The 20302-nt window shown below is 42.6% G+C and carries 18 protein-coding genes and 1 riboswitch; of the genes, 8 read left to right on the forward strand and 10 right to left on the reverse strand.

Annotation, left to right across the window (positions count from 1 at the left end; translation table 11 throughout):
- Positions 1 to 15: 15 nt before the first annotated feature.
- Positions 16 to 2289 carry an ATP-dependent Clp protease ATP-binding subunit ClpA gene (gene clpA, locus OCV36_RS05420; protein ID WP_017076465.1) on the forward strand — a complete coding sequence of 758 codons (2274 nt, stop codon included), beginning with the start codon at positions 16 to 18 and terminating at the stop codon, positions 2287 to 2289.
- A gap of 487 nt (positions 2290 to 2776) precedes the next feature.
- On the opposite strand, the gene infA is transcribed toward clpA, so the two are convergent.
- From infA to aat, 3 genes are all read right to left on the reverse strand, one after another.
- Positions 2777 to 2995 (reverse strand): translation initiation factor IF-1, encoded by a 219-nt coding sequence (gene infA, locus OCV36_RS05425; protein ID WP_005600159.1) that lies wholly within the window; start codon positions 2993 to 2995, stop codon positions 2777 to 2779.
- Positions 2996 to 3076: 81 nt separating this feature from the next.
- A complete protein-coding gene (locus OCV36_RS05430) occupies positions 3077 to 3775 on the reverse strand; it encodes an arginyltransferase (protein ID WP_135454577.1) in 699 nt (232 codons plus the stop codon).
- Positions 3772 to 4485: a leucyl/phenylalanyl-tRNA--protein transferase gene (gene aat / locus OCV36_RS05435; protein WP_017076463.1), complete on the reverse strand. Its 714-nt coding sequence runs from the start codon at positions 4483 to 4485 to the stop codon at positions 3772 to 3774. Before aat ends, OCV36_RS05430 begins: the two co-directional genes overlap by 4 nt.
- A gap of 53 nt (positions 4486 to 4538) precedes the next feature.
- Between aat and OCV36_RS05440 the strand changes: the two genes are divergently transcribed.
- Together OCV36_RS05440 and aroA are read left to right on the forward strand one after the other, a co-directional pair.
- Positions 4539 to 4994: an outer membrane lipoprotein gene (locus OCV36_RS05440; protein WP_017076462.1), complete on the forward strand. Its 456-nt coding sequence runs from the start codon at positions 4539 to 4541 to the stop codon at positions 4992 to 4994.
- Between the two features lie 162 nt (positions 4995 to 5156).
- Entirely contained in the window at positions 5157 to 6437 is a 1281-nt protein-coding gene (gene aroA, locus OCV36_RS05445; protein WP_135454580.1) for a 3-phosphoshikimate 1-carboxyvinyltransferase, read from the forward strand.
- A 45-nt stretch (positions 6438 to 6482) separates the two neighbouring features.
- On the opposite strand, the gene OCV36_RS05450 is transcribed toward aroA, so the two are convergent.
- On the reverse strand, positions 6483 to 6728 hold the full coding sequence (locus tag OCV36_RS05450) for a YciN family protein (RefSeq protein ID WP_017076460.1): 246 nt from the start codon (positions 6726 to 6728) through the stop codon (positions 6483 to 6485).
- 441 nt (positions 6729 to 7169) lie between these two features.
- Here OCV36_RS05450 and topA point away from each other — a divergent pair, with 441 nt between their 5' ends.
- The 4 genes from topA to OCV36_RS05470 all read left to right on the forward strand — a co-directional run bounded on the left by topA (position 7170) and on the right by OCV36_RS05470 (position 14068).
- A complete protein-coding gene (topA, locus tag OCV36_RS05455) occupies positions 7170 to 9800 on the forward strand; it encodes a type I DNA topoisomerase (RefSeq protein ID WP_135454582.1) in 2631 nt (876 codons plus the stop codon).
- 536 nt (positions 9801 to 10336) lie between these two features.
- Positions 10337 to 11554 (forward strand): glucose-1-phosphate adenylyltransferase, encoded by a 1218-nt coding sequence (gene glgC / locus OCV36_RS05460; RefSeq protein ID WP_017076458.1) that lies wholly within the window; start codon positions 10337 to 10339, stop codon positions 11552 to 11554.
- A complete protein-coding gene (glgA, locus tag OCV36_RS05465; RefSeq protein ID WP_135454584.1) occupies positions 11544 to 12998 on the forward strand; it encodes a glycogen synthase GlgA in 1455 nt (484 codons plus the stop codon). Before glgC ends, glgA begins: the two co-directional genes overlap by 11 nt.
- Positions 12999 to 13270: 272 nt before the next feature.
- Complete coding sequence (locus OCV36_RS05470; RefSeq protein ID WP_017076456.1) at positions 13271 to 14068, forward strand: alpha/beta fold hydrolase; 798 nt, start codon at positions 13271 to 13273, stop codon at positions 14066 to 14068.
- A gap of 159 nt (positions 14069 to 14227) precedes the next feature.
- Here OCV36_RS05470 and OCV36_RS05475 read toward each other — a convergent pair whose 3' ends face one another.
- The 5 genes from OCV36_RS05475 to torD all read right to left on the reverse strand — a co-directional run bounded on the left by OCV36_RS05475 (position 14228) and on the right by torD (position 18311).
- Positions 14228 to 14545 (reverse strand): putative signal transducing protein, encoded by a 318-nt coding sequence (locus OCV36_RS05475; RefSeq protein ID WP_135454586.1) that lies wholly within the window; start codon positions 14543 to 14545, stop codon positions 14228 to 14230.
- Positions 14546 to 14557: 12 nt separating this feature from the next.
- Positions 14558 to 15238, reverse strand: coding sequence for a TVP38/TMEM64 family protein (locus OCV36_RS05480; RefSeq protein WP_135454588.1), 681 nt, complete (start codon positions 15236 to 15238; stop codon positions 14558 to 14560).
- Between the two features lie 130 nt (positions 15239 to 15368).
- Positions 15369 to 15959 carry a TfoX/Sxy family DNA transformation protein gene (locus tag OCV36_RS05485; protein WP_017076454.1) on the reverse strand — a complete coding sequence of 197 codons (591 nt, stop codon included), beginning with the start codon at positions 15957 to 15959 and terminating at the stop codon, positions 15369 to 15371.
- Positions 15960 to 16086: 127 nt separating this feature from the next.
- Positions 16087 to 16172, reverse strand: a riboswitch (cyclic di-GMP riboswitch).
- Positions 16173 to 16342: 170 nt separating this feature from the next.
- Complete coding sequence (gene purR, locus OCV36_RS05490; RefSeq protein ID WP_017076453.1) at positions 16343 to 17347, reverse strand: HTH-type transcriptional repressor PurR; 1005 nt, start codon at positions 17345 to 17347, stop codon at positions 16343 to 16345.
- 316 nt (positions 17348 to 17663) lie between these two features.
- Positions 17664 to 18311: a molecular chaperone TorD gene (gene torD / locus OCV36_RS05495; RefSeq protein WP_017076452.1), complete on the reverse strand. Its 648-nt coding sequence runs from the start codon at positions 18309 to 18311 to the stop codon at positions 17664 to 17666.
- Positions 18312 to 18596: 285 nt separating this feature from the next.
- Between torD and torR the strand changes: the two genes are divergently transcribed.
- Positions 18597 to 19310 (forward strand): two-component system response regulator TorR, encoded by a 714-nt coding sequence (gene torR / locus OCV36_RS05500; RefSeq protein WP_017076451.1) that lies wholly within the window; start codon positions 18597 to 18599, stop codon positions 19308 to 19310.
- Between the two features lie 141 nt (positions 19311 to 19451).
- On the opposite strand, the gene elyC is transcribed toward torR, so the two are convergent.
- A complete protein-coding gene (gene elyC / locus OCV36_RS05505) occupies positions 19452 to 20297 on the reverse strand; it encodes an envelope biogenesis factor ElyC (protein ID WP_029225249.1) in 846 nt (281 codons plus the stop codon).
- Between the last annotated feature and the right edge of the window lie 5 nt (positions 20298 to 20302).

The raw sequence follows: 20302 nt of genomic DNA on the forward strand, positions 1-20302 counted from the left end.
CCTTAGGAGGTACTTATGCTGAATAAAGAATTAGAGACGAGTTTAAATGGCGCATTTGCTCGTGCCCGAGACAAACGACATGAATTTATGACTGTCGAACACCTCCTACTAGCATTATTAGAAAATGATGCGGCCAAGGAAGCGCTCCAAGCTTGTCAGGCTGATCTCGATGCTCTCCGCAATGAGCTCGATATTTTTATCGATCAAACAACCCCACTTATCCCAGAAAGCGATGAGACTCGTGAAACGCAGCCTACGCTGAGCTTCCAGCGAGTGCTTCAGCGCGCTGTTTTTCATGTTCAATCTTCAGGTCGTAGTGAAGTAACAGGTGCAAACGTACTTGTTGCTATTTTCAGTGAGCAAGAATCTCATGCTGCATATTTACTTAAGAAGAATGACATTAGCCGCTTAGATATCGTCAACTTCATTTCTCATGGTATTACAAAAGCCAGTAACGAAGGTGATGGCTCATCACCGTCTGATTCATTTGGTGGCGCAGAGAGTGCTGAAGAAGCTAACTCTGAAGATCGTCTAGAAAATTTTGCTACTAATCTTAATGAAGTGGCGAAGCAAGGTAACATCGACCCGCTTATCGGGCGTGACAAAGAGCTTGAACGTACAGTCCAAGTTTTGTGTCGTCGTCGTAAAAATAACCCTCTATTGGTAGGTGAAGCTGGTGTGGGTAAAACCGCAATCGCTGAAGGTCTTGCATGGCGAATTGTTGAAGGACAAGTACCTGAAATCATCCAGAGCAGTGTAATTTATTCTTTAGATATTGGTTCACTTCTAGCTGGGACTAAATATCGTGGTGACTTTGAGAAGCGTTTTAAAGCGATTCTTAAGCAACTAGAGAAAGAAGAAGACGCTATTTTATTCATTGATGAAATCCACACTATTATTGGTGCTGGTGCAGCGTCTGGTGGACAGGTTGATGCGGCAAACCTAATTAAACCACTATTAAGCAGTGGTAAATTACGTTGTATTGGTTCAACGACATACCAAGAGTACAGCAGTATTTTCGAGAAGGAGCGTGCTTTAGCTCGTCGCTTCCAGAAAATCGATATTGTTGAACCATCATTAGATGACACGACGAAGATTCTGATTGGCTTGAAGCCAAAATATGAAGCTCACCACGAAGTTCGCTATACCAATAAAGCGTTGCGTGCGGCTGTGGAACTGTCAGCTAAATACATTAATGAACGTCATCTTCCTGATAAGGCGATAGATGTAATTGATGAAGCCGGTGCTCGTAGTCGTTTGGCTCCAGCAAGCCGTCGTAAAAAAACGGTAGGTGTGGCTGATATTGAGTCGATGGTTGCGAAAATGGCTCGTATTCCTGAGAAGTCAGTATCATCTTCAGACAAAGATACGCTGCAGAAACTGGATGACCGCATGAAAATGTTGGTATTCGGACAAGACCCTGCTATCGATGTATTGAGCGAAGCGATTAAGCTGACTCGTGCTGGATTGGGTGCAGACAATAAACCAGTTGGTTCATTCCTGTTTGCTGGCCCTACTGGTGTGGGTAAAACTGAGGTTACGGTTCAGCTCTCTAAATTGATGGGTATTGAGCTTCTACGCTTTGATATGTCTGAGTACGGTGAACGCCACTCCGTGAGCCGCTTGATCGGTGCTCCTCCAGGTTATGTTGGTTATGATCAAGGTGGTTTGTTGACAGATGCCGTGATCAAGAACCCTCACTCTGTGGTCTTGCTCGATGAAATTGAGAAAGCTCACCCAGATATCTTTAACCTGTTACTACAAGTAATGGATAACGGTACGTTAACGGATAACAACGGTCGCAAAGCGGATTTCCGTAACGTAATCTTAGTGATGACGACCAACGCAGGTGTTGCAGAAACCGAGAAGAAATCGATCGGCCTGATCCAGCAAGATCATGCACCAGATGCGATGGGCGAAATCAAGAAGGTATTTACTCCGGAGTTCCGTAACCGTCTTGACAATATTATTTGGTTCAACAGTCTAGACCCTAGTGTGATTAGCCAAGTTGTCGACAAGTTTATTGTTGAGCTTCAAGTTCAACTGGATGCTCGCGGCGTATCCCTAGAGGTTTCTGAGGATGCTCGTAATTGGTTAGCTGAGAGAGGCTATGACAAGACCATGGGCGCTCGTCCTATGGGACGTGTGATTCAAGATAAGCTTAAGAAGCCACTGGCAAACGAGTTGTTGTTTGGTAGTTTAGTGGACGGCGGCACGGTTAAAGTATCCCTGAAAAAAGACGACTTAGACTTTGTTTATGTGGGTGCTAAAGAAGAAGTGATGCATTAAGCGCTCTTGCTTAACGGCCTAATTTTTACGGTTTAGCCTTCAATAAGACAGATAACTAAAATAAAGCGCACGACTTCTGTTGTGCGTTTTTTGTTTATGTAGACCTTTTATTCTGTGTATTGAAAACTTCTGTGTACTGAAAATTGAGACTGCGGGGCGGGATAAGCCATCAAGCTGCAGTTATAAAAAAGCTACAGTTACGGGGAAACTGGAGTCGCGAGACAGACAAGAGTAACGGTACAAGCAAGGGGAGATTAAAAAGAGCATGGGAAAGATATCAGGTGTTTACTTGGAGCAGGTAATAGGAAGGCTTACGTCGCTATAGCGGGAGAGTCATCAGGTATATGAGGGCATTGTTACGGAAGATAAGTGGTGGGTAAAACAGGGAAGTGTTGAGAGCTACAAATGAGCCCTATATTGATGTTCCTTCTGGCGATAAAAAACGGAGCATTAAGCTCCGCTTCTTATCGTATTCGATAATTAAAAATTAACGAGCACGGAAGACGATGCGGCCTTTAGAAAGGTCGTATGGAGTCATCTCAACAGTTACTTTATCACCAGTAAGAATACGGATGTAGTTCTTGCGCATTTTACCAGAGATGTGTGCTGTCACTACGTGACCGTTTTCAAGCTCAACACGGAACATTGTGTTTGGTAGAGTATCAAGGACAGTGCCTTGCAACTCGATTACGTCTTCTTTAGCCATCTAATCCTCTTTCGAAATTTGGCGGTTTTCAACGGCTTGATTGTGCCGTTAAAATCAAAATATGTAAAGTTGTCGCGTATTCTACCCTTGCCACCGCTGATTTACTAGCCTTTGATGACGTTGAAATCGTACTTTATAGTTCATCGCAGGGCATTCATCGATTTGATAACCCAAATATAACCATTGTTTTTGTTCTTTCTGGGCATGCTGGATCTGAAATAGAACGCCGAGTGTTCCCATAGAGATGTCGATATCAGGATCGAAGAAGGTATAAAATGCGCTCGTGCAGTGAGACATCACATCAGTGATAGCGATGCCGACCAACTGACTATCATCATAGATGTGCATGAACTTTGTAGCAAGCCATTCATTTTTAGAGAATTGTAGGAACTCTTCTTTTTTTGGTGGATACATGGTTCCCGATCTGTGACGAGCGGTTATGTAACGGCTATATAAATCAAACCAGTTATCATCCATCACGTCTTTCAGTTGCCAGCGAAATGCTTTGGCTTTGTTGAGGATGCGGCGTTGGCTTTTAGAAAACTTGACCTCGGGAATCGAGAGGCGAATAGCATGGCACGCAGAGCAATTATCGCAATGTGGCTTATAAATTGTCGCTCCACTGCGGCGAAACCCGTTTGCGAGCAGAACTTCATAATTATCTGAAGTGTGCATGTGTTCATCAAGCGTGACCGCTACTCTTTCTTGAAGGTGTGGCAGGTAGCTGCAAGCATGGTTATCGGTCAATCCAATTCTGATTTGTTGTAAATCTGAACTCATGAAGGCGTTCCCTCTAGCCATTGTGATTTAAAACATCCATCGCCAAGTTGATTTTCTTTAAGTATTTTCAAAGCACTAAGGAACTCATCTCTTTCTACTTCGATAGCGCCTAACGAGTTCAAGTGAGGGTTCATCACTTGGCAATCGATGAGCTTTCCGCCAAATTGTTTAAAGTGTTTACAAAAATACCATAGTGCAATTTTAGAGGCATTAGTCTTCAGGCTGAACATCGATTCACCACAAAAGACTTGGCCTCTTTGTAAGCCGTAAAGGCCGCCGATAAGCTCGTCGCCTTGCCAAACCTCGACGGAGTGGCAGAATCCTAATGAAGCAAGTTCGCGATACGCTGACTGCATTTCACTGTTTAACCAAGTTTCTTCTTCGGGTCTCAACGATGAGCAATAACCAATCACTTTGTCGGTCGCATGGTTGATACTGACTCGATAATTGTGCTTTCTTTGAAACTTTTTAAGACTTTTTGATGGTTTGAATGTCTTAGGATCAAATACTGCTCTGGGTGCTGGGCTCCACCAAAGTATAGGCTCTCCTGGCCCATACCATGGAAATATACCTTGGCTGTAAGCGTTTAAAATTCGCATTGGCGATAAATCACCACCAAATGCGAGCAGACCGTTTGGTTCATCAAGCGCGTCGAAGGGCGAAGGAAACTCTATACTAGTAGTATCAAGTTCAGTTAGGTATATAGTCATAAGTACCGCGTTACCGATTAATCATTGACCAAGAGGTCTTTAGGAGTTTTACCATGAAGAAGTTGCTTTGGATTTTACTTGTTTTGCCCATGTTGGCAAATGCAGCTTATAACAGAAACCAAGCTAGACCGGTCAATGAGGTCGTTTATGGTGAAATTGATACGGTCAGATACATTACCCAACAAGAGATCGTAGAGTCTAAAGCAAATGGTTGGGAAACCTTGTTGGGCGCGGCTATTGGCGGCTTGATAGGGAATCAGTTTGGTGGCGGTACCGGTAAAGAAGTCGCAACGGCTGTCGGTGCTGTAGCGGGCGCAGGGATTGCCCGTAATCGAGGTAATACGCAATACCGAGTGGAATACAAGCTTGTTGAATTGTTGGTTAAAACCAAAGATGACAAGTTGGTTAATATCATCCAAGACGTCGATAATTCGATGTTGTTTAACCGAGGTGATGATGTACGGATTCTCTATTTTTCTGATGGCGTTCGTGTCGATCTAGCATACTAGTACATCAATGCGTTCGATTGGCTAATTAATAGCCTTTAACAAAGGGATTAGCTCTGGAGTTCATTGGAAAAGTTCGTTAGTCTGCAAGTACGAAGAATTATTAATCGCCCGAAAATAAATACGCGCCAGTGACCTCGGGTGGTACAAGGACTATAAGATTTAATGGAAAGCCTTACGTTACAACCAATTCAAAAAGTGAGCGGGGAAGTTAACCTACCTGGCTCTAAAAGTGTTTCTAACCGTGCCCTTCTTTTGGCTGCACTTTCAACTGGAACAACTCGTTTAACAAACTTACTCGATAGTGATGACATTCGCCATATGTTGAATGCTCTGACTCAATTGGGTGTTAACTATCAGCTATCTGAAGATAAAAAAGTTTGTGAAGTGACTGGTGTTGGTGGTTCGTTTTCAAGTAATGAAGCCCTAGAGCTTTTCTTAGGTAACGCAGGCACGGCGATGCGTCCCCTTGCCGCTGCACTTTGCTTAGGTCGTGGTGAATTTGTATTGACTGGTGAACCTCGAATGAAAGAGCGCCCTATCGGTCACTTGGTTACAGCATTACGAGCAGCAGGTGCTGACGTTGAATACCTAGAAAACGAAAACTACCCACCGTTGAAGATCATAGGTACAGGCCTTAAAAGTGGTACCGTTTCTATCGATGGGTCCATTTCTAGTCAGTTTTTAACGGCATTTTTGATGGCAGCACCTCTGGCTGAAGGCGAAGTGACCATTAAAATTGAAGGTGATTTGGTTTCTAAACCATACATCGATATAACGCTACACATTATGAAACAATTTGGCGTGGACGTGATTAATAACGACTACCAAGAGTTTGTTATTCCTACCGGACAATCGTATTCAGCACCTGGTGACTTTTTAGTTGAAGGTGATGCATCATCAGCGTCGTATTTCCTTGCTGCTGCTGCCATTAAAGGTGGTGAAATTAAGGTTACGGGTATTGGTAAAAACAGTATCCAAGGTGATATCCAATTCGCAGATGCGCTTGAAAAAATGGGTGCCGAAATTGAATGGGGTGACGACTACGTTATCTCTCGTTGTGGTGAGCTGAAAGGCATTGATATGGACTATAACCATATCCCCGATGCGGCAATGACAATCGCTACAACTGCGTTGTTTGCTAAGGGCACGACGGCGATTCGTAATGTTTACAACTGGCGCGTGAAAGAGACCGATCGTCTCGCTGCGATGGCTACAGAGCTACGTAAAGTGGGCGCTGAAGTGGAAGAAGGTGAAGACTACATCATTGTTAACCCTGTTGCTGAACTGAAACACGCGGCGATTGATACTTACGATGATCATCGTATGGCAATGTGTTTTTCTTTGGTCGCCCTAAGTGATACACCGGTGACAATCAATGATCCTGGTTGTACATCGAAGACCTTCCCTGATTACTTTGATAAGCTGAAAATGCTGAGTCAATAGAGAGACAGGAAGTAAAAAAGCTTGCCTAAATGGCAAGCTTTTTCGTTATAGCTCAATCGAAAATTCTTTGGAAAGATGGTGCGCTAAGTATTTAAACATGTTAAATACAGCGGTTGTGTTTTCTGTCGGCAATCCATTGCTGTCTAAGAAGTATTCACCTTTGAAGATGAGCACATCGTCTTTCTCTACTACGCTGTTTGCGCGCATGCCTTCAATGTAGTCATCATGTGATTGGATAATTTGGTTTGCGATTAGCAGTAAATCAAATTCTGCTATTACTTTCTTTGTCATGAGTCGATCTCTGATAACTGAATATATCGTTGAGTTTATTGTGTGGCATTAGAAATTCAATGATTTCACAACCGATTTAAGAGAGTCTTTTCAAATATCCACAATTTATTTTGTGATTTATGACAAAAATAATTGAATGGGGCTCGCGTTAGATTCGTGGACAAGCTTAGTATGACCGCGTTTATACGTAATGCCTGATGAACAGGCTCTTGCAAGTATTCTTAGTGAGTACTTTATAGCTTCTTTATATTGTGCCCCTTTTATCTACAGAGTCGTCGATTTGTCGACCGATCAGATCCAATTTTGAAAAAAGCGGTTGATCTTCTAGTAATCTCGCACAATAGTAAAAAAAGAAGCAATGAATTTAGAATATCATGCGTAAAAGCCCACAAGTTAAATTGTTGGTGCTGAAGCATCGTGATTAAGGACGTTAGAGTCAATATGGGTAAATCGCTAGTTATAGTGGAGTCGCCGGCCAAGGCTAAAACCATCAATAAATATCTTGGTAAAGACTTTGTCGTTAAGTCGAGTGTAGGTCACGTTCGTGATTTGCCAACGGCAGGTCAAAGTACTGGCAAAAAGGCTACTGCAGTTTCAACCAAGGATATGAGCCCAGAAGATAAAGCTCGTATCAAGAAAGAAAAAGATCGCAAAGCTCTGATTAAAAAGATGGGAATTAACCCATATCAAGAGTGGGAAGCGAATTACCAAATTCTACCAGGTAAAGAAAAAGTCGTTGCTGAATTGCAAAAACTGGCTGAGAACGCAGACCATGTTTATCTCGCAACCGATTTGGATCGCGAAGGAGAAGCTATCGCATGGCACCTTCGTGAGATCATCGGTGGCGATGAAACGCGATACAAACGAGTCGTTTTTAACGAAATCACCAAGAATGCTATTCAACAAGCTTTCGAAACTCCAGGTGAGCTGAACATTGATGGTGTAAACGCACAACAAGCACGACGTTTCATGGACCGTGTTGTGGGCTTTATGGTGTCACCTTTGCTTTGGAAAAAAGTAGCGAGAGGCTTATCCGCTGGCCGTGTTCAATCTGTAGCCGTAAAACTACTTGTTGAGCGTGAGCGCGAGATCAACGCTTTTATCCCTGAAGAATTCTGGGATGTGCATGCTGATACTAAAACAACCGACAAAACGGATTTCAGACTGCAAGTTGCACAGAAAGACGGTGTTGCGTTTAGACCAGACAATGAAGCGCAAACTCTAGCAGCCGTTAATGTTTTAGAAAAAGCTCAATATGAAGTGTGTAAACGTGAAGACCGCCCAACGAAGAGTAAGCCGTCTGCACCTTACATCACGTCAACGCTGCAACAAGCGGCGAGTACTCGTCTTGGTTACGGCGTAAAGAAAACCATGATGCTGGCTCAACGCCTGTATGAAGCGGGTTACATCACTTATATGCGTACTGACTCGACTAACTTGAGTTCAGAAGCTGTAGAAGCCGCTCGTGAATACATTGGTTCAGAGTTTGGTGAGCAATATTTACCATCTAAAGCGCTTGTATACGGCAGCAAGGAGGGCGCTCAAGAGGCCCACGAAGCGATTCGTCCTTCAAGTGTAGATGTTAAGTCGGAAGATCTAAACGGCGTGGACGCAGACGCACACAAGCTTTACTCGCTGATTTGGAATCAATTTGTTGCTTGTCAAATGACACCAGCGCAATACGACTCAACAACGGTAAGCGTCAAAGCTGATGAATACACGCTAAAAGCGAAAGGTCGAATTCTTAAATTTGATGGTTGGACTCGTGTTCAGCGCCCAATGGGTAAGAATGAAGACACGATTCTTCCTGCAGTACAAATTGGCGATAAGTTAGATCTAATCGCGTTAGATCCTAAACAACACTTCACTAAGCCACCGGCACGTTTCACTGAAGCGGCGCTAGTAAAAGAGCTAGAGAAGCGTGGTATTGGTCGTCCTTCAACTTACGCATCAATCATCTCGACGATTCAAGATCGTGGTTATGTGAAAGTTGAACAGCGTCGTTTCTACGCTGAGAAGATGGGTGAAATTGTTACTGACCGTCTAGACGGTAGTTTCAATGACCTAATGAACTATGACTTTACTGCTCGTATGGAGCAAAAGTTAGACCAAATTGCTGAAGGCGAAGCAAACTGGAAGGGTGTGTTAGATAACTTCTTTACAGACTTCACAGGCGATTTGGAAAAAGCAGATTTAGACGAAGATGCTGGTGGCATGAAGCCGAACCATATCGTGGAAACCGATATTGAATGTCCGACTTGTAGCCGTAAAATGGGTATTCGTACTGCATCAACCGGTGTATTCCTAGGTTGCTCTGGTTACGCGCTTCCACCAAAAGAGCGTTGTAAGACAACAATTAACCTTGGTGATGAAGACGGCATTATCAACGTTCTTGAAGAAGACGTTGAAACAGCAGCACTTCGAGCTAAAAAGCGTTGTCCTATTTGTGAAACGGCAATGGATGCTTATCTGATTGATGATAAGCGTAAGATGCACGTGTGTGGTAACAATCCTAACTGTGAAGGTTATGTGGTTGAACACGGTGAATTCAAAGTGAAAGGCTACGATGGTCCACTTGTTGAGTGTGACAAATGTGGTTCTGACATGATTTTGAAGAACGGTCGTTTCGGTAAATACATGGACTGTACGAGTGAAGATTGTAAAAACACTCGTAAGATCCTGAAAAACGGTGAAGTCGCTCCACCAAAAGAAGATCCAGTACATTTCCCTGAACTTCCATGTGAAAACTCAGATGCGTACTTTGTGCTTCGTGATGGTGCTTCTGGTCTGTTTATGGCAGCAAGCAACTTCCCTAAATCACGTGAAACTCGTGCGCCATTAGTGGAAGAGCTTGTTCGTTTTAAAGACCGTATTTCGCCTAAATTTCAATACCTAGCATCTGCACCAGTTGCAGATCCGGACGGTAAGCCAGCGGTAGTACGTTTCAGCCGTAAGACAAAAGAGAATTACGTCCGTACTGAAGCCGATGGAAAACCTTCAGGTTGGACCGCTTTGTATATTGACGGTAAGTGGGAAATTACGGATAAGCGTAAAAAGCCTAAAGAAAAGTAACGGAACACGTTGATTGAAAAAGCAGCCATTAGGCTGCTTTTTTTTGTTCAAAATATGACTAAATATGCAACCAATTGATGTTGTGTGTTGCTTATGAGAATTGATTAAATTCACGATGCGAAATAAATGGATGTGATTAATAATATCTTATTATGCAACTTTAACGAGAATGTAACTTAATTAAAATATTGTAGCTCAAAGATCAGTGTTTAGTTGTATACCTGATGTGTGGCGGGTGTTAATGTAATGTTTCACCCGAACGGTGTAGTGTGAGCTGCTTTAAGTCTTAGGAAAGCAATCAGCCCGCATAACACAGAATGGCGTATTAAAAATTGAAATCGGCCGAAAAGTCGATAACGTATATAAAACCAAGTGCAAAGAATAGTGCACGCATAACAACGTTTGGCTTAGGATATTGTCACTGTATGTGAATGAATATTCGTTAAGTACCGAAATAAGTGTTAGTGCTCATCCCCCAGAGGAAGATACCTCTACGAGTACTGACATCGACAAGCTATAGATATATGGAGAATAAAATGGCTGGTGTATTGGGAATGATTCTTGCTGGTGGTGAAGGCTCTCGCTTAAGACCTTTGACTGAATCTCGCAGCAAACCCTCGGTTCCTTTCGGTGGTAGTTACCGCTTAATTGATTTCGCTTTGAACAACTTCGTTAATGCTGATCTGATGAAGATCTACGTATTGACACAATTTAAGTCACAATCACTGTTTCATCATATGAAAAAAGGTTGGAATATCAGTGGCTTATCAGGTCGGTTTATCGACCCAATTCCAGCGCAAATGCGTAAAGGAAAGCGTTGGTATGAAGGCACAGCAGATGCTATCTACCAAAACATGGGCTTTATGGAATTGGAAGAACCTGATCAAGTCTGTATTTTTGGTTCTGACCATATTTATAAGATGGACATCAAGCAGATGCTTGATTTCCATAAAGAGAAGAAAGCAGCTCTAACAGTTTCTGCCCTGCGCATGCCACTTGCTGAAGCATCAGATTTCGGTGTTATTGAGGTTGATGCTGAAGGTCGTATGATTGGCTTTGAAGAGAAACCTGCAAATCCGAAGTCGATTCCGGGAGACCCAGAGTCAGCGCTTGTTTCAATGGGCAACTACGTGTTCGAAGCAAAGGAACTTTTTGCTGAACTAACGGAAGATGCAGATAAGCCTGAATCTTCACATGACTTCGGAAAAGACATTATTCCAAATATGTTCCCACGTGGTGATGTGTTTGTTTATGATTTTAGCACCAACCGCATTACAGGTGAAAAAGAAGAAGTTTACTGGCGCGATGTAGGTACGATTGATGCTTACTGGCAAGCGCATATGGATCTTCTTAAGAAAGATGCACCATTCTCGCTATACAACCGTAAATGGCCTCTACACACTTACTATCCGCCACTGCCACCAGCTACGTTTACTGACTCGGCTAATGGTCGAATTCAGATCATTGATAGCCTTGTGTGTAGCGGTAGTTATGTACGTGGTTCGCGTATTGAAAAGAGTGTACTAGGCTTCCGCAGTAATATCGCATCAGCATGTGATATTAGTGAGAGTATTTTATTAGGTGATGTGAAGGTGGGCGAGGGTTGTATACTTCGTCGCGTTATCATTGATAAAGATGCAGACATCGCACCAGGCACTCAAATTGGTGTAAACCTGACAGAAGACAAGAAGCATTACCACGTATCTGACGATGGTATAGTTGTTATTTCTAAAGGAGCGCGAGTTGGTTACTAAGACTCTCTCGGTACTTTTTGTAGCGTCTGAAGTTGAAGGCTTGATTAAAAGTGGTGGCTTGGCTGATGTAGCCAAGGCACTGCCGAAAGCGTTACAAACACTCGAGCAGGACGTTCGAGTGACCATCCCCGCGTATAGAAACATTCCAAATATTGATTCGGCAGACGTCATTTTATCGACGGAGCTCGATCATTGGCCTCATACCGCTTACCAAGTTAAGAAGTTGAGTGTGGAAGGCGTTCAAGTTTTTGGTATTGAATGTGCTCAGTATTTCGACCGTCCAGAAATGTACGCAGAAAATAATCAAGCCTACGCCGATAACGGCGAGCGCTTTTCATTTTTTAGCGCAGCTTGTTTGGATATGTTACCAAAGCTTGGTTTCCAACCGGATATCATTCACGCGAACGACTGGCATACCGGCTTCGTACCTTTCTTGCTTAAGTCTCGTTATCAACAGCACGATTTCTTTGAACATACACGCAGTGTCATCTCTATTCACAATGCGGTTTTCAAAGGCGTGTTCTCTTATGATGAACTGCAGTGTCTGCCAGAAATGCACAACTACAACGTACCTGAAGCTGCAGTGAGTGATACTCACGTCACCATGCTAAAAGCGGGTGTGTTGTGTGCAGATAAAGTAAATGCTGTAAGCCCAACATATGCCAACGAGCTGAAAACTGAACTCGGTAGCCACGGAATGTCCGCTGAATTTCAACACCGGTCGGCTGACCTATTTGGTATTCTTAACGGTTGTGATTATGGTGCTTGGAATCCAGAAACAGATGCGTCTCTTCCTCGAAAATATAAAGCAACCAAACACAGCATGGTTCGTGGTAAGTCAGCTTGTAAGCAAAAACTGCAACAAGATGTTGGTCTTCCGCTGAACGATTGTGCGGTCTATGGCATGGTTTGTCGTCTAACGAATCAAAAAGGTGTTCATTACTTACTGCCTATCATCGAACAGTTCTTGAAAAACGATCTTCAGATTGTGATTGTCGGTACTGGCGATCCGGTTTTGGCGAGTCAACTGAAAGAGTTAACGGCACTTCATTCAGACAAGTTCTCTTTTGTCGAAGCGTACAACAACGAGTTGGCACACTTGGTTGAAGCGGGTTCTGATTTTTTCTTAATGCCTTCTGAGTTCGAACCTTGCGGCTTAAACCAAATCTACAGCATGGCCTACGGTACTTTACCGATAGTTCGTTCTGTGGGCGGCTTAAAAGACAGTGTGAATGATTATGATCAAGATCCTGAGGTAGCGACTGGTTTTGCTTTTGAAGAGCCGACACCACAAGCGTTACTGGCTGTCTTGCATCGTTCATTGTTGCTTTATGCACAAAATCCATCTGAAATTAAGCGTGTTCAGCTTTATGCGATGCAGCAAGATTTTAGTTGGGAAGACGCGGCCAAAGAGTATCTAACGATGTACCACACGGCATTTTAGTTTCTCGATTGTGTTGATGAACAACAACGATAATTAACATTCGAAGGCGCTCTTATATTAGGGTGCCTTTTTGTTTTCTGGTCTGTTCACATCACGTTTGCGAAGACAAAACTTGCAAACTCATTTTAGTCAGGTAGAAAATGAGGGTAGGTATTCACATGACTAATGTTAGGTTTGACACTATTATCACTTAAAGTTCTTAATTGCGTGATATCCTTAGTCATCGCCTTGTGATGAGGCCTAGCTCCATTTCAATAATTAAAGCGATAGGTATGTCTGAGAGTTTATTATTTCATAAAACATTTACTCACCCTACGAGCGACGAGTGGGTTGTGTTTGTGCATGGCGCAGGAGGAAGTTCCTCTATCTGGTTCAAGCAGATCAAAGCGTATAAACAACATTTCAATTTGCTTCTCATTGATTTAAGAGGGCATGGAAAGTCAGATAACATACTTAAAGGTCTGATCTCGAATCGTTATACTTTCAAATCGGTAACGCTCGATATTCTTAAAGTTTTAGATCACCTAAAAATTCGTTCGGCGCACTTCGTCGGCATGTCTTTAGGGACGATTATTGTACGTAACGTTGCAGAGTTGGCGGCGGGGCGTGTACGATCTATGGTATTAGGCGGCGCTGTCACTAAGCTCAACACTCGCTCTCAAGTGTTAATAAAACTGGGTAACTTGAGTAAGCACATAATCCCTTATATGTGGTTATACAGCCTTTTTGCTTATGTTGTTATGCCGCAAAAAAGCCAAAAAGAGTCTCGTCACCTGTTTATACGTGAAGCCAAAAAACTGTGCCAGAAAGAGTTCAAGCGCTGGTTTATCTTAACGGCAGATGTAAACCCATTGATGAAATACTTTAAAGATAGAGAGCTACCAATACCGACTCTGTACTTGATGGGAGAGCGTGACTACATGTTCATTAAGCCTGTAAAAGAAATGGTCGAAGCACATGAGTCGAGTGAACTGGTAGAAATTGCCAATTGCGGTCACGTATGTAACGTGGAAAATCCTGAAGAGTTTAACCAACGTTCGATAGCCTTTATTCAAAAGCAAATTCAATGACCGAGAGATAAATTTTGTTGCTAATAGCTGATGATTAAATCTCAGTTTTATTGCCACAGAACATGATTACCAAAAAAATGGGAAGCTAATTTTAGCTTCCCATTTTTTGTTTGGAGGAGGTGTCTGATCCAGTTGATTTGAGCTTTTATTTAATCTCTTCTATTCAGGAGAGGCAGCACCGCACTGCCAGCAAGAACCGAATTGGGCTTCGTTTACCTCGTGGCATTCTCCACAGAGCCATTCTTCATAGATAATGGAATCTTGTTGTTTTTGGTATTCATTAACAACTGTGCGTGCTTTGTTTGCCAATTCTGGCTCGTACAGCCAGACGTAAGGGTCAGTGTCTTCTGTGAAGGGGATTTCTCCTTTCAAGCCAAATAAACCCTCTCCACGGACCTCACACGCAATATTCTCGCTTTCTAATAACCCACATATGATGTGGGCTTCTGTCGGATTTGATGCGCTAAAGATTTTCATTGTGATAGCGCCTTATTCTACGACTGGTGTTGAACGGAATTTGTTCATCAACCACTTGGCAATAATTGGGAATATACCTAGCAAGGCAAATGAAAGTAAAACGGAAGGGGAAACGATACCTGAAAGTGAATCAATTTCTGCAAGCTGAGTACCTGCATTCAAGAAAACAGCAGTACCTGGCAGCATCCCTATTTGGCTCGTAATGTAATATCGGCTAATCGACATCGGTGTTAAACCCATCAAAAGGTTGATGAGAAAAAATGGGAATACAGGAATCAAACGTAGGGAAAATAAATAAAATGCCCCGTCTTTTTCAACACCTTTATTTATGGTTGCCAACTTATCGCCAAACTTGGTTTGAATCCAGTCGCGCAATAGGTAGCGGCTACTTAAAAAGGCAATAGTTGCACCGATGGCGCTGGCGAATGACACCAAAAGCAAACTATTCCAAAAACCAAAGAGCGCGGCACCCAAGAGTGTCACAACAGCTGCGCCTGGAATCGAGAAAGCGGTAATCATTACGTAAGCTGAGAAATAAATAGCAGCCGCAGCGATGAAGTTGCTATCAATGTACTTATTTAAAACGGCTTGTTGAGCCTTTGCATTCTCAAGTGTGAGGTATTGGCCGAAGTTTACGCCCAACAAGATGATCGTCACGACCAATACAATACCCAATATCATTTTCTTACTCATTGATACTTCCTCAAATTTTCAATGCATACCATTAGTATAGATAGACAGGTAAAGCATAGATTAACTTTCAGCAGATATAAAAAAAGCCGCAAAAATGCGGCTTAGTTATGTATCGTTTGAATTGACAATGTTAATTGACGCGACTGATAAGCTCTTCACGACGCTGCTGTGGTATGACAGACCAATGTGTACCATTGATAGCCCCTTCTAGTGCCCAAAGTAGCTCGATACTAACAGAGGACGCATGAGATTCCTTGATGGCGTTAAACGCGTTTACAGAGCCAGATTCATATAAACGTTCTACGGAATCTATCCCAGCCTTTTTCAACATACGCTCAGTCGCGAGTCGAAGGTTAGGAAGGTCTTTTAATCGAGTTGGCTTAGCAGAAGACTGTTCAGCTTTTTCGTCTTTAGCAAAACCCAAAGACGTAGTAGCAAGCTCTAAGATTTTCTCTTGATCCTGCCATAGGCCCTCAGGCAAAGCGAAATATTTAGTAACAACGGGGAAACCACGTTTCTTGTAAACGTAAGGTTGAAACCCTTGTTGTTCGAATTGCTTTGTTGTGCATTTGTCCGCTCGTATGTGCAACTGGTCATTTACAACCAGAGCAAACATCGTGTCATCAGCAAAAAGACCGAAGCCACCAAACATTGAGCGTGATTTTATTTTTCCTAGGGACTCAAATAACTTCATCGAGTCCTTTAGTATCGGTTTATCCATGTTATTTATCTCGGTGTATTTGAACTACGCCACCAAATAAGCAGGTCCGAGAGATTAGCAAAATGTTGCAACTAAATTGTCAATAAGCCGTAAATTACTAAATTATTAATAACTACTGCATTTTGCCATCGGTAACCCCGCTACCATACCAACGAGTGGTTTAGGCCGGAAGCTTTGCGTCTCACTCTTTCGAGTGGTTTGCCCTGTGCGTGACTGATTAAATAGAATAAAGTTTTTGTTGAATGAGGCTCACACTTGTTATTTCAAAATGTGATATCGCTTCAATTAATGATCTTTCCAGTATGATACCAGGTTCATTGATGTTGTTGATAAAAAAAGCGCACCTAAAGGTGCGCTTGATTAAACTAAACTGAATTTATCAATTAATTTAACGTTTTAACTGTGCTTCGCTCAACAATTTCGGGGTGCATTTCGAATACACGTTTTTCATGGTCTTTGTCTTTGATGCGTTCTAACAAAATTTCGAATGCATTCTTACCAACACGACGCTTCGGTTGGTGAACCGTGGTCAATGGTGGAGAGAAGTACTCAGCTAACTCGATGTTATCGTAACCAATCACTGAAATATCTTCAGGGATACGAATACCTTGTTGTTGTAAGCGACTCATTAGGCCAAGTGCCATGGTGTCGTTAAAACAGAATACGGCTGTAGGGCGATCTTCCATTTTAATAATTTGATCAGCAGCAATCACAGCGGTATCACACTCAAAGTTGCCTTCAATGATTAGACGCTCATCAGTAGCTATTTTGGCTTCACCCAACGCACGTTTGTAACCTGCAATACGTTCTACACATGCTGCTTTGTCTAAGTGGCCACTTAAGCAAGCAATCTTAGAATGACCGCGTTCAATAAGGTACTTGGTTGCCAGATAGCCACCTTCTTCAGAGTTATCAATGATCTTATCGGCTTGAGAGGTCTCAGGGCCCCAATCCATGACAACTTTAGGGATATCAGCGTGACGGTCTAACATCTCTCTTAATTCTTCAGTTAGGTCTGAACACATAACCAAGATGCCATCTACACGTTTCTCTGCAAGCATTCGAATGTAGTCGCGCTGCTTCTCATAGATACCGCCAGTGTTACACAAGATCAAAGTGTAACCTTGACGGTAACAGTAACTCTCAACACCATCGATAACTTCAGAGAAGAATAGGTTGGTTGATTGAGTCACTAGCATGCCGATAGTGCGCGTTGTATTACATTTTAAGCTACGAGCAACAGCACTCGGCGCGTAGTTTAGTTCGTCTACGGCTTTGTTTACTTTTTCTTGAGTCGCTTCTGCAACAAAACGTGTTTTGTTGATTACGTGAGAAACGGTGGTTGTTGATACGCCTGCTAAGCGAGCGACATCTTTAATAGTGGCCATGGTTTTATCCTATTAGAAGCTACTTTCCCAAAGTACGGAATAAAGTAGCCGTTAAGCTACTTAACTAAGAGCTTAAATTTGTAGGGCTCTTTGGGTACTAAAGTGCTAAAAAACAAAAAACCGCTATTGAGCGGCCTGTCTTAACACCGAAATGCTCTGAACTTAAATAAGCATAGCATTTCGTGAATGTTTCATATTTTATCGTTTGCGGTCACAATTTTAGACTGACTAGAAATGACTCGCAATAAAATTCACCCAGAAATCCGGGTGAATTGTCACATTCTATTGAATTTATTTACTTAGATATCCACTTAGCTTATTCACCCGCCAAATATTGAATGTCTAAATTGCAAAATGCGAGTAACAAAGACGAGACGGAAGCGTAGAAACCAAACTGGTCAACATCATGACATTTCACATTGAACTTTGGCACCCAAGTAAGGAGTTGTTGTTCGACAAACTGTTGTTGAACGGCGAACGATTTCTCTAACTCTTCTTCAAGCTCAGTTTCGTTAGAACGGATGATTAAGTTGCCAAGGAAATCGAGTTCGATAGCTATGTGGTCTGCGGGCTCTTTTAAATCTTTGTTCACGACCAGGTTGTGCTTAGCCATGATGTCTTCCATATCTTTAGCTGGCTTGTCGTTCAATAGACCCGTTTCGCCGATATACATTGAAGCGTAAGGCAGAGCACCATGTTTATCTGTCTTTAAGAAAAGATCGCAGAAATCAGCAGACAGTTCCAGTTGGGCATCTTCACGTGTTTGTAAACGATTTAGTGCGTCTACAAGCTTATCAATTGAAGGCTTCAGAGTTTCATTTTCGCCTAAACCAGTAAGGAAAGAACGAATTTCAACAGAATGGTAGTGATCGAGTTCTTCTTGAGTTAGCTCTTTGGCAAATAAGCTTGATAGCCACCAGTATATTTCTGCTCTTTGTTCGTTGAACGCTTTCGTATCTTTCATTTCATAGATCCTGATTTAGTCTTGTGGTGTTACTTATAAGCATCTTGAAGTCACTAGGGCATAAGCACACCAAGGCTGAATAACAAGGTTATTTGCGAAACGCAAAGTTACTCGTTAGTAGTAATGCCTATATTGAATTGCGATGGACGATAAATAGCAAGGTTTAAGATTGTCTTGTATCAAAAAAAATCCATGTTTCTGGCTTTTATCTTCAGTACCACTAGAATTGTTACTAGTTATGAATAGAATAGTCACTGAAACTATTAAATAAGAAAAGTGGTGTAGATGAGCTATCACGTATTAGTCGTAGAAGATGATGTGGTAACCCGCAGTAAACTGGTTGGATATTTCCAGAACGAAGGTTACACAGTGAGCGAAGCGGAAAGCGGCGCTCAAATGAGAAAGGTGTTGGAAGAAAACAACGTTGATCTCATTATGCTGGACATCAACTTACCAGGCGAAGATGGATTGATGCTAACTCGCGAATTACGCAGTCAATCAGACATTGGAATTATTTTAGTTACTGGACGCACGGATAGCATCGACAAAATCGTTGGCCTAGAAATGGGCGCAGATGATTATGTTACTAAACCATTCGAACTTCGCGAGTTGTTGGTTCGAGTTAAAAACTTACTTTGGCGTATTGCTGCCGCTCGCAAAACCGCGGCGGGAACGGTAGAACAAACAGAAGATGAGTCTGTTGTTCGTTTTGGTGAATGGACGTTTGATATTCCTCGCCGTGCGCTAAGCAAAAATGGCGAGCCGGTTAAACTGACTAAGGCTGAGTATGAGTTGCTAGTAGCACTCTCTTCTTACCCTAATAAAGTATTAAGTCGTGAGCGTATTTTGAATATGATTAGCCACCGAGTTGATGCGCCGAATGATCGTACGATCGACGTCCTCATTCGTCGTATGCGCGCAAAAATGGAGTTTGACCCTAAGAATCCACAAATTTTTGTGACGGTTCATGGTGAAGGGTACATGTTTGCTGGTGACTAAACCTCCCTCGGGCGCTTTAATCAGCAACGAGTGACAAGCGTAAAAAAGCCGAGACACAGTTTATGTCTCGGCTTTTTTATTGCTTATCACATTCTTGATTATGAACTAACTCTTCTAAAATCAAGATATATCGATTTAATACTAGGCCGCAGAAACTGCATCATTGTCTTCTTCTAAAATAGAAGGTTCAGGGATGACTACAGGCTCTTCAACATTATCATTACTTGTGTCTAGCCAATCGCGCAGACTTTGCCAAACTAACCCCATCGTTTCGTGCCAATAACGTTCGGTTTGCTCAAGATAGAGCGCTTTAGGCATGTACTTATTCCAAGGTTCAACAATCCCTTCTTGTGCTAGGTAGTTTGTTGGTGCTGGTAATGGCTTCATTCCTGCAGCATGGAACTCATTGAGTGCGCGCGTCATATGGCTAGCCGATGTCACCAATACCATTCTTTTATTCTTAACAAACGCTGCCGCTTGTCGTGCTTCTTCCCACGTATCTTTAGCAGTTTCAAGCAGAATGATATCAGGCTTTGCTACACCAAGAGCTAGAGCCACTTTAGCCATCATCCTTGCGTTGCTGACTTCAGTGCCTGCGCCATAGCCGGACAAAATAAGTTTGGCGCCTGGGTAAAGACGCAAAATTCGAATGCCTTCACTTAAACGCATAAGTCCAGTTCGGCTTAGTTCTGATGTCGGTGGGATTTGGTCGTCTACGACGTGACCACTTCCAAGAACCATAACGTAATCGATGGTGTCATCGACGGGTAAAAAAGCGGTGTGCTGCCTTTCCATTGGCATTAAAAGTTGACTAGAAACTGGCTGGAAAGCGATTAGGAAAATACCACACAGGGCTGAGAGGGTAATTAGGCAACCTGTCTTCCTTTTGGTAGTAAACATCACTAGGGCTAAGCCCAGAAAAGCGAGAATTAACATTGCTGGCAGTGGCATCAGTAACGAAGACACTACTTTTTTCAGCTCAAACATATCCG

The sequence above is a fragment of the Vibrio echinoideorum genome, assembly GCF_024347455.1.
Taxonomy (GTDB): Bacteria; Pseudomonadota; Gammaproteobacteria; order Enterobacterales; family Vibrionaceae; genus Vibrio; species Vibrio echinoideorum.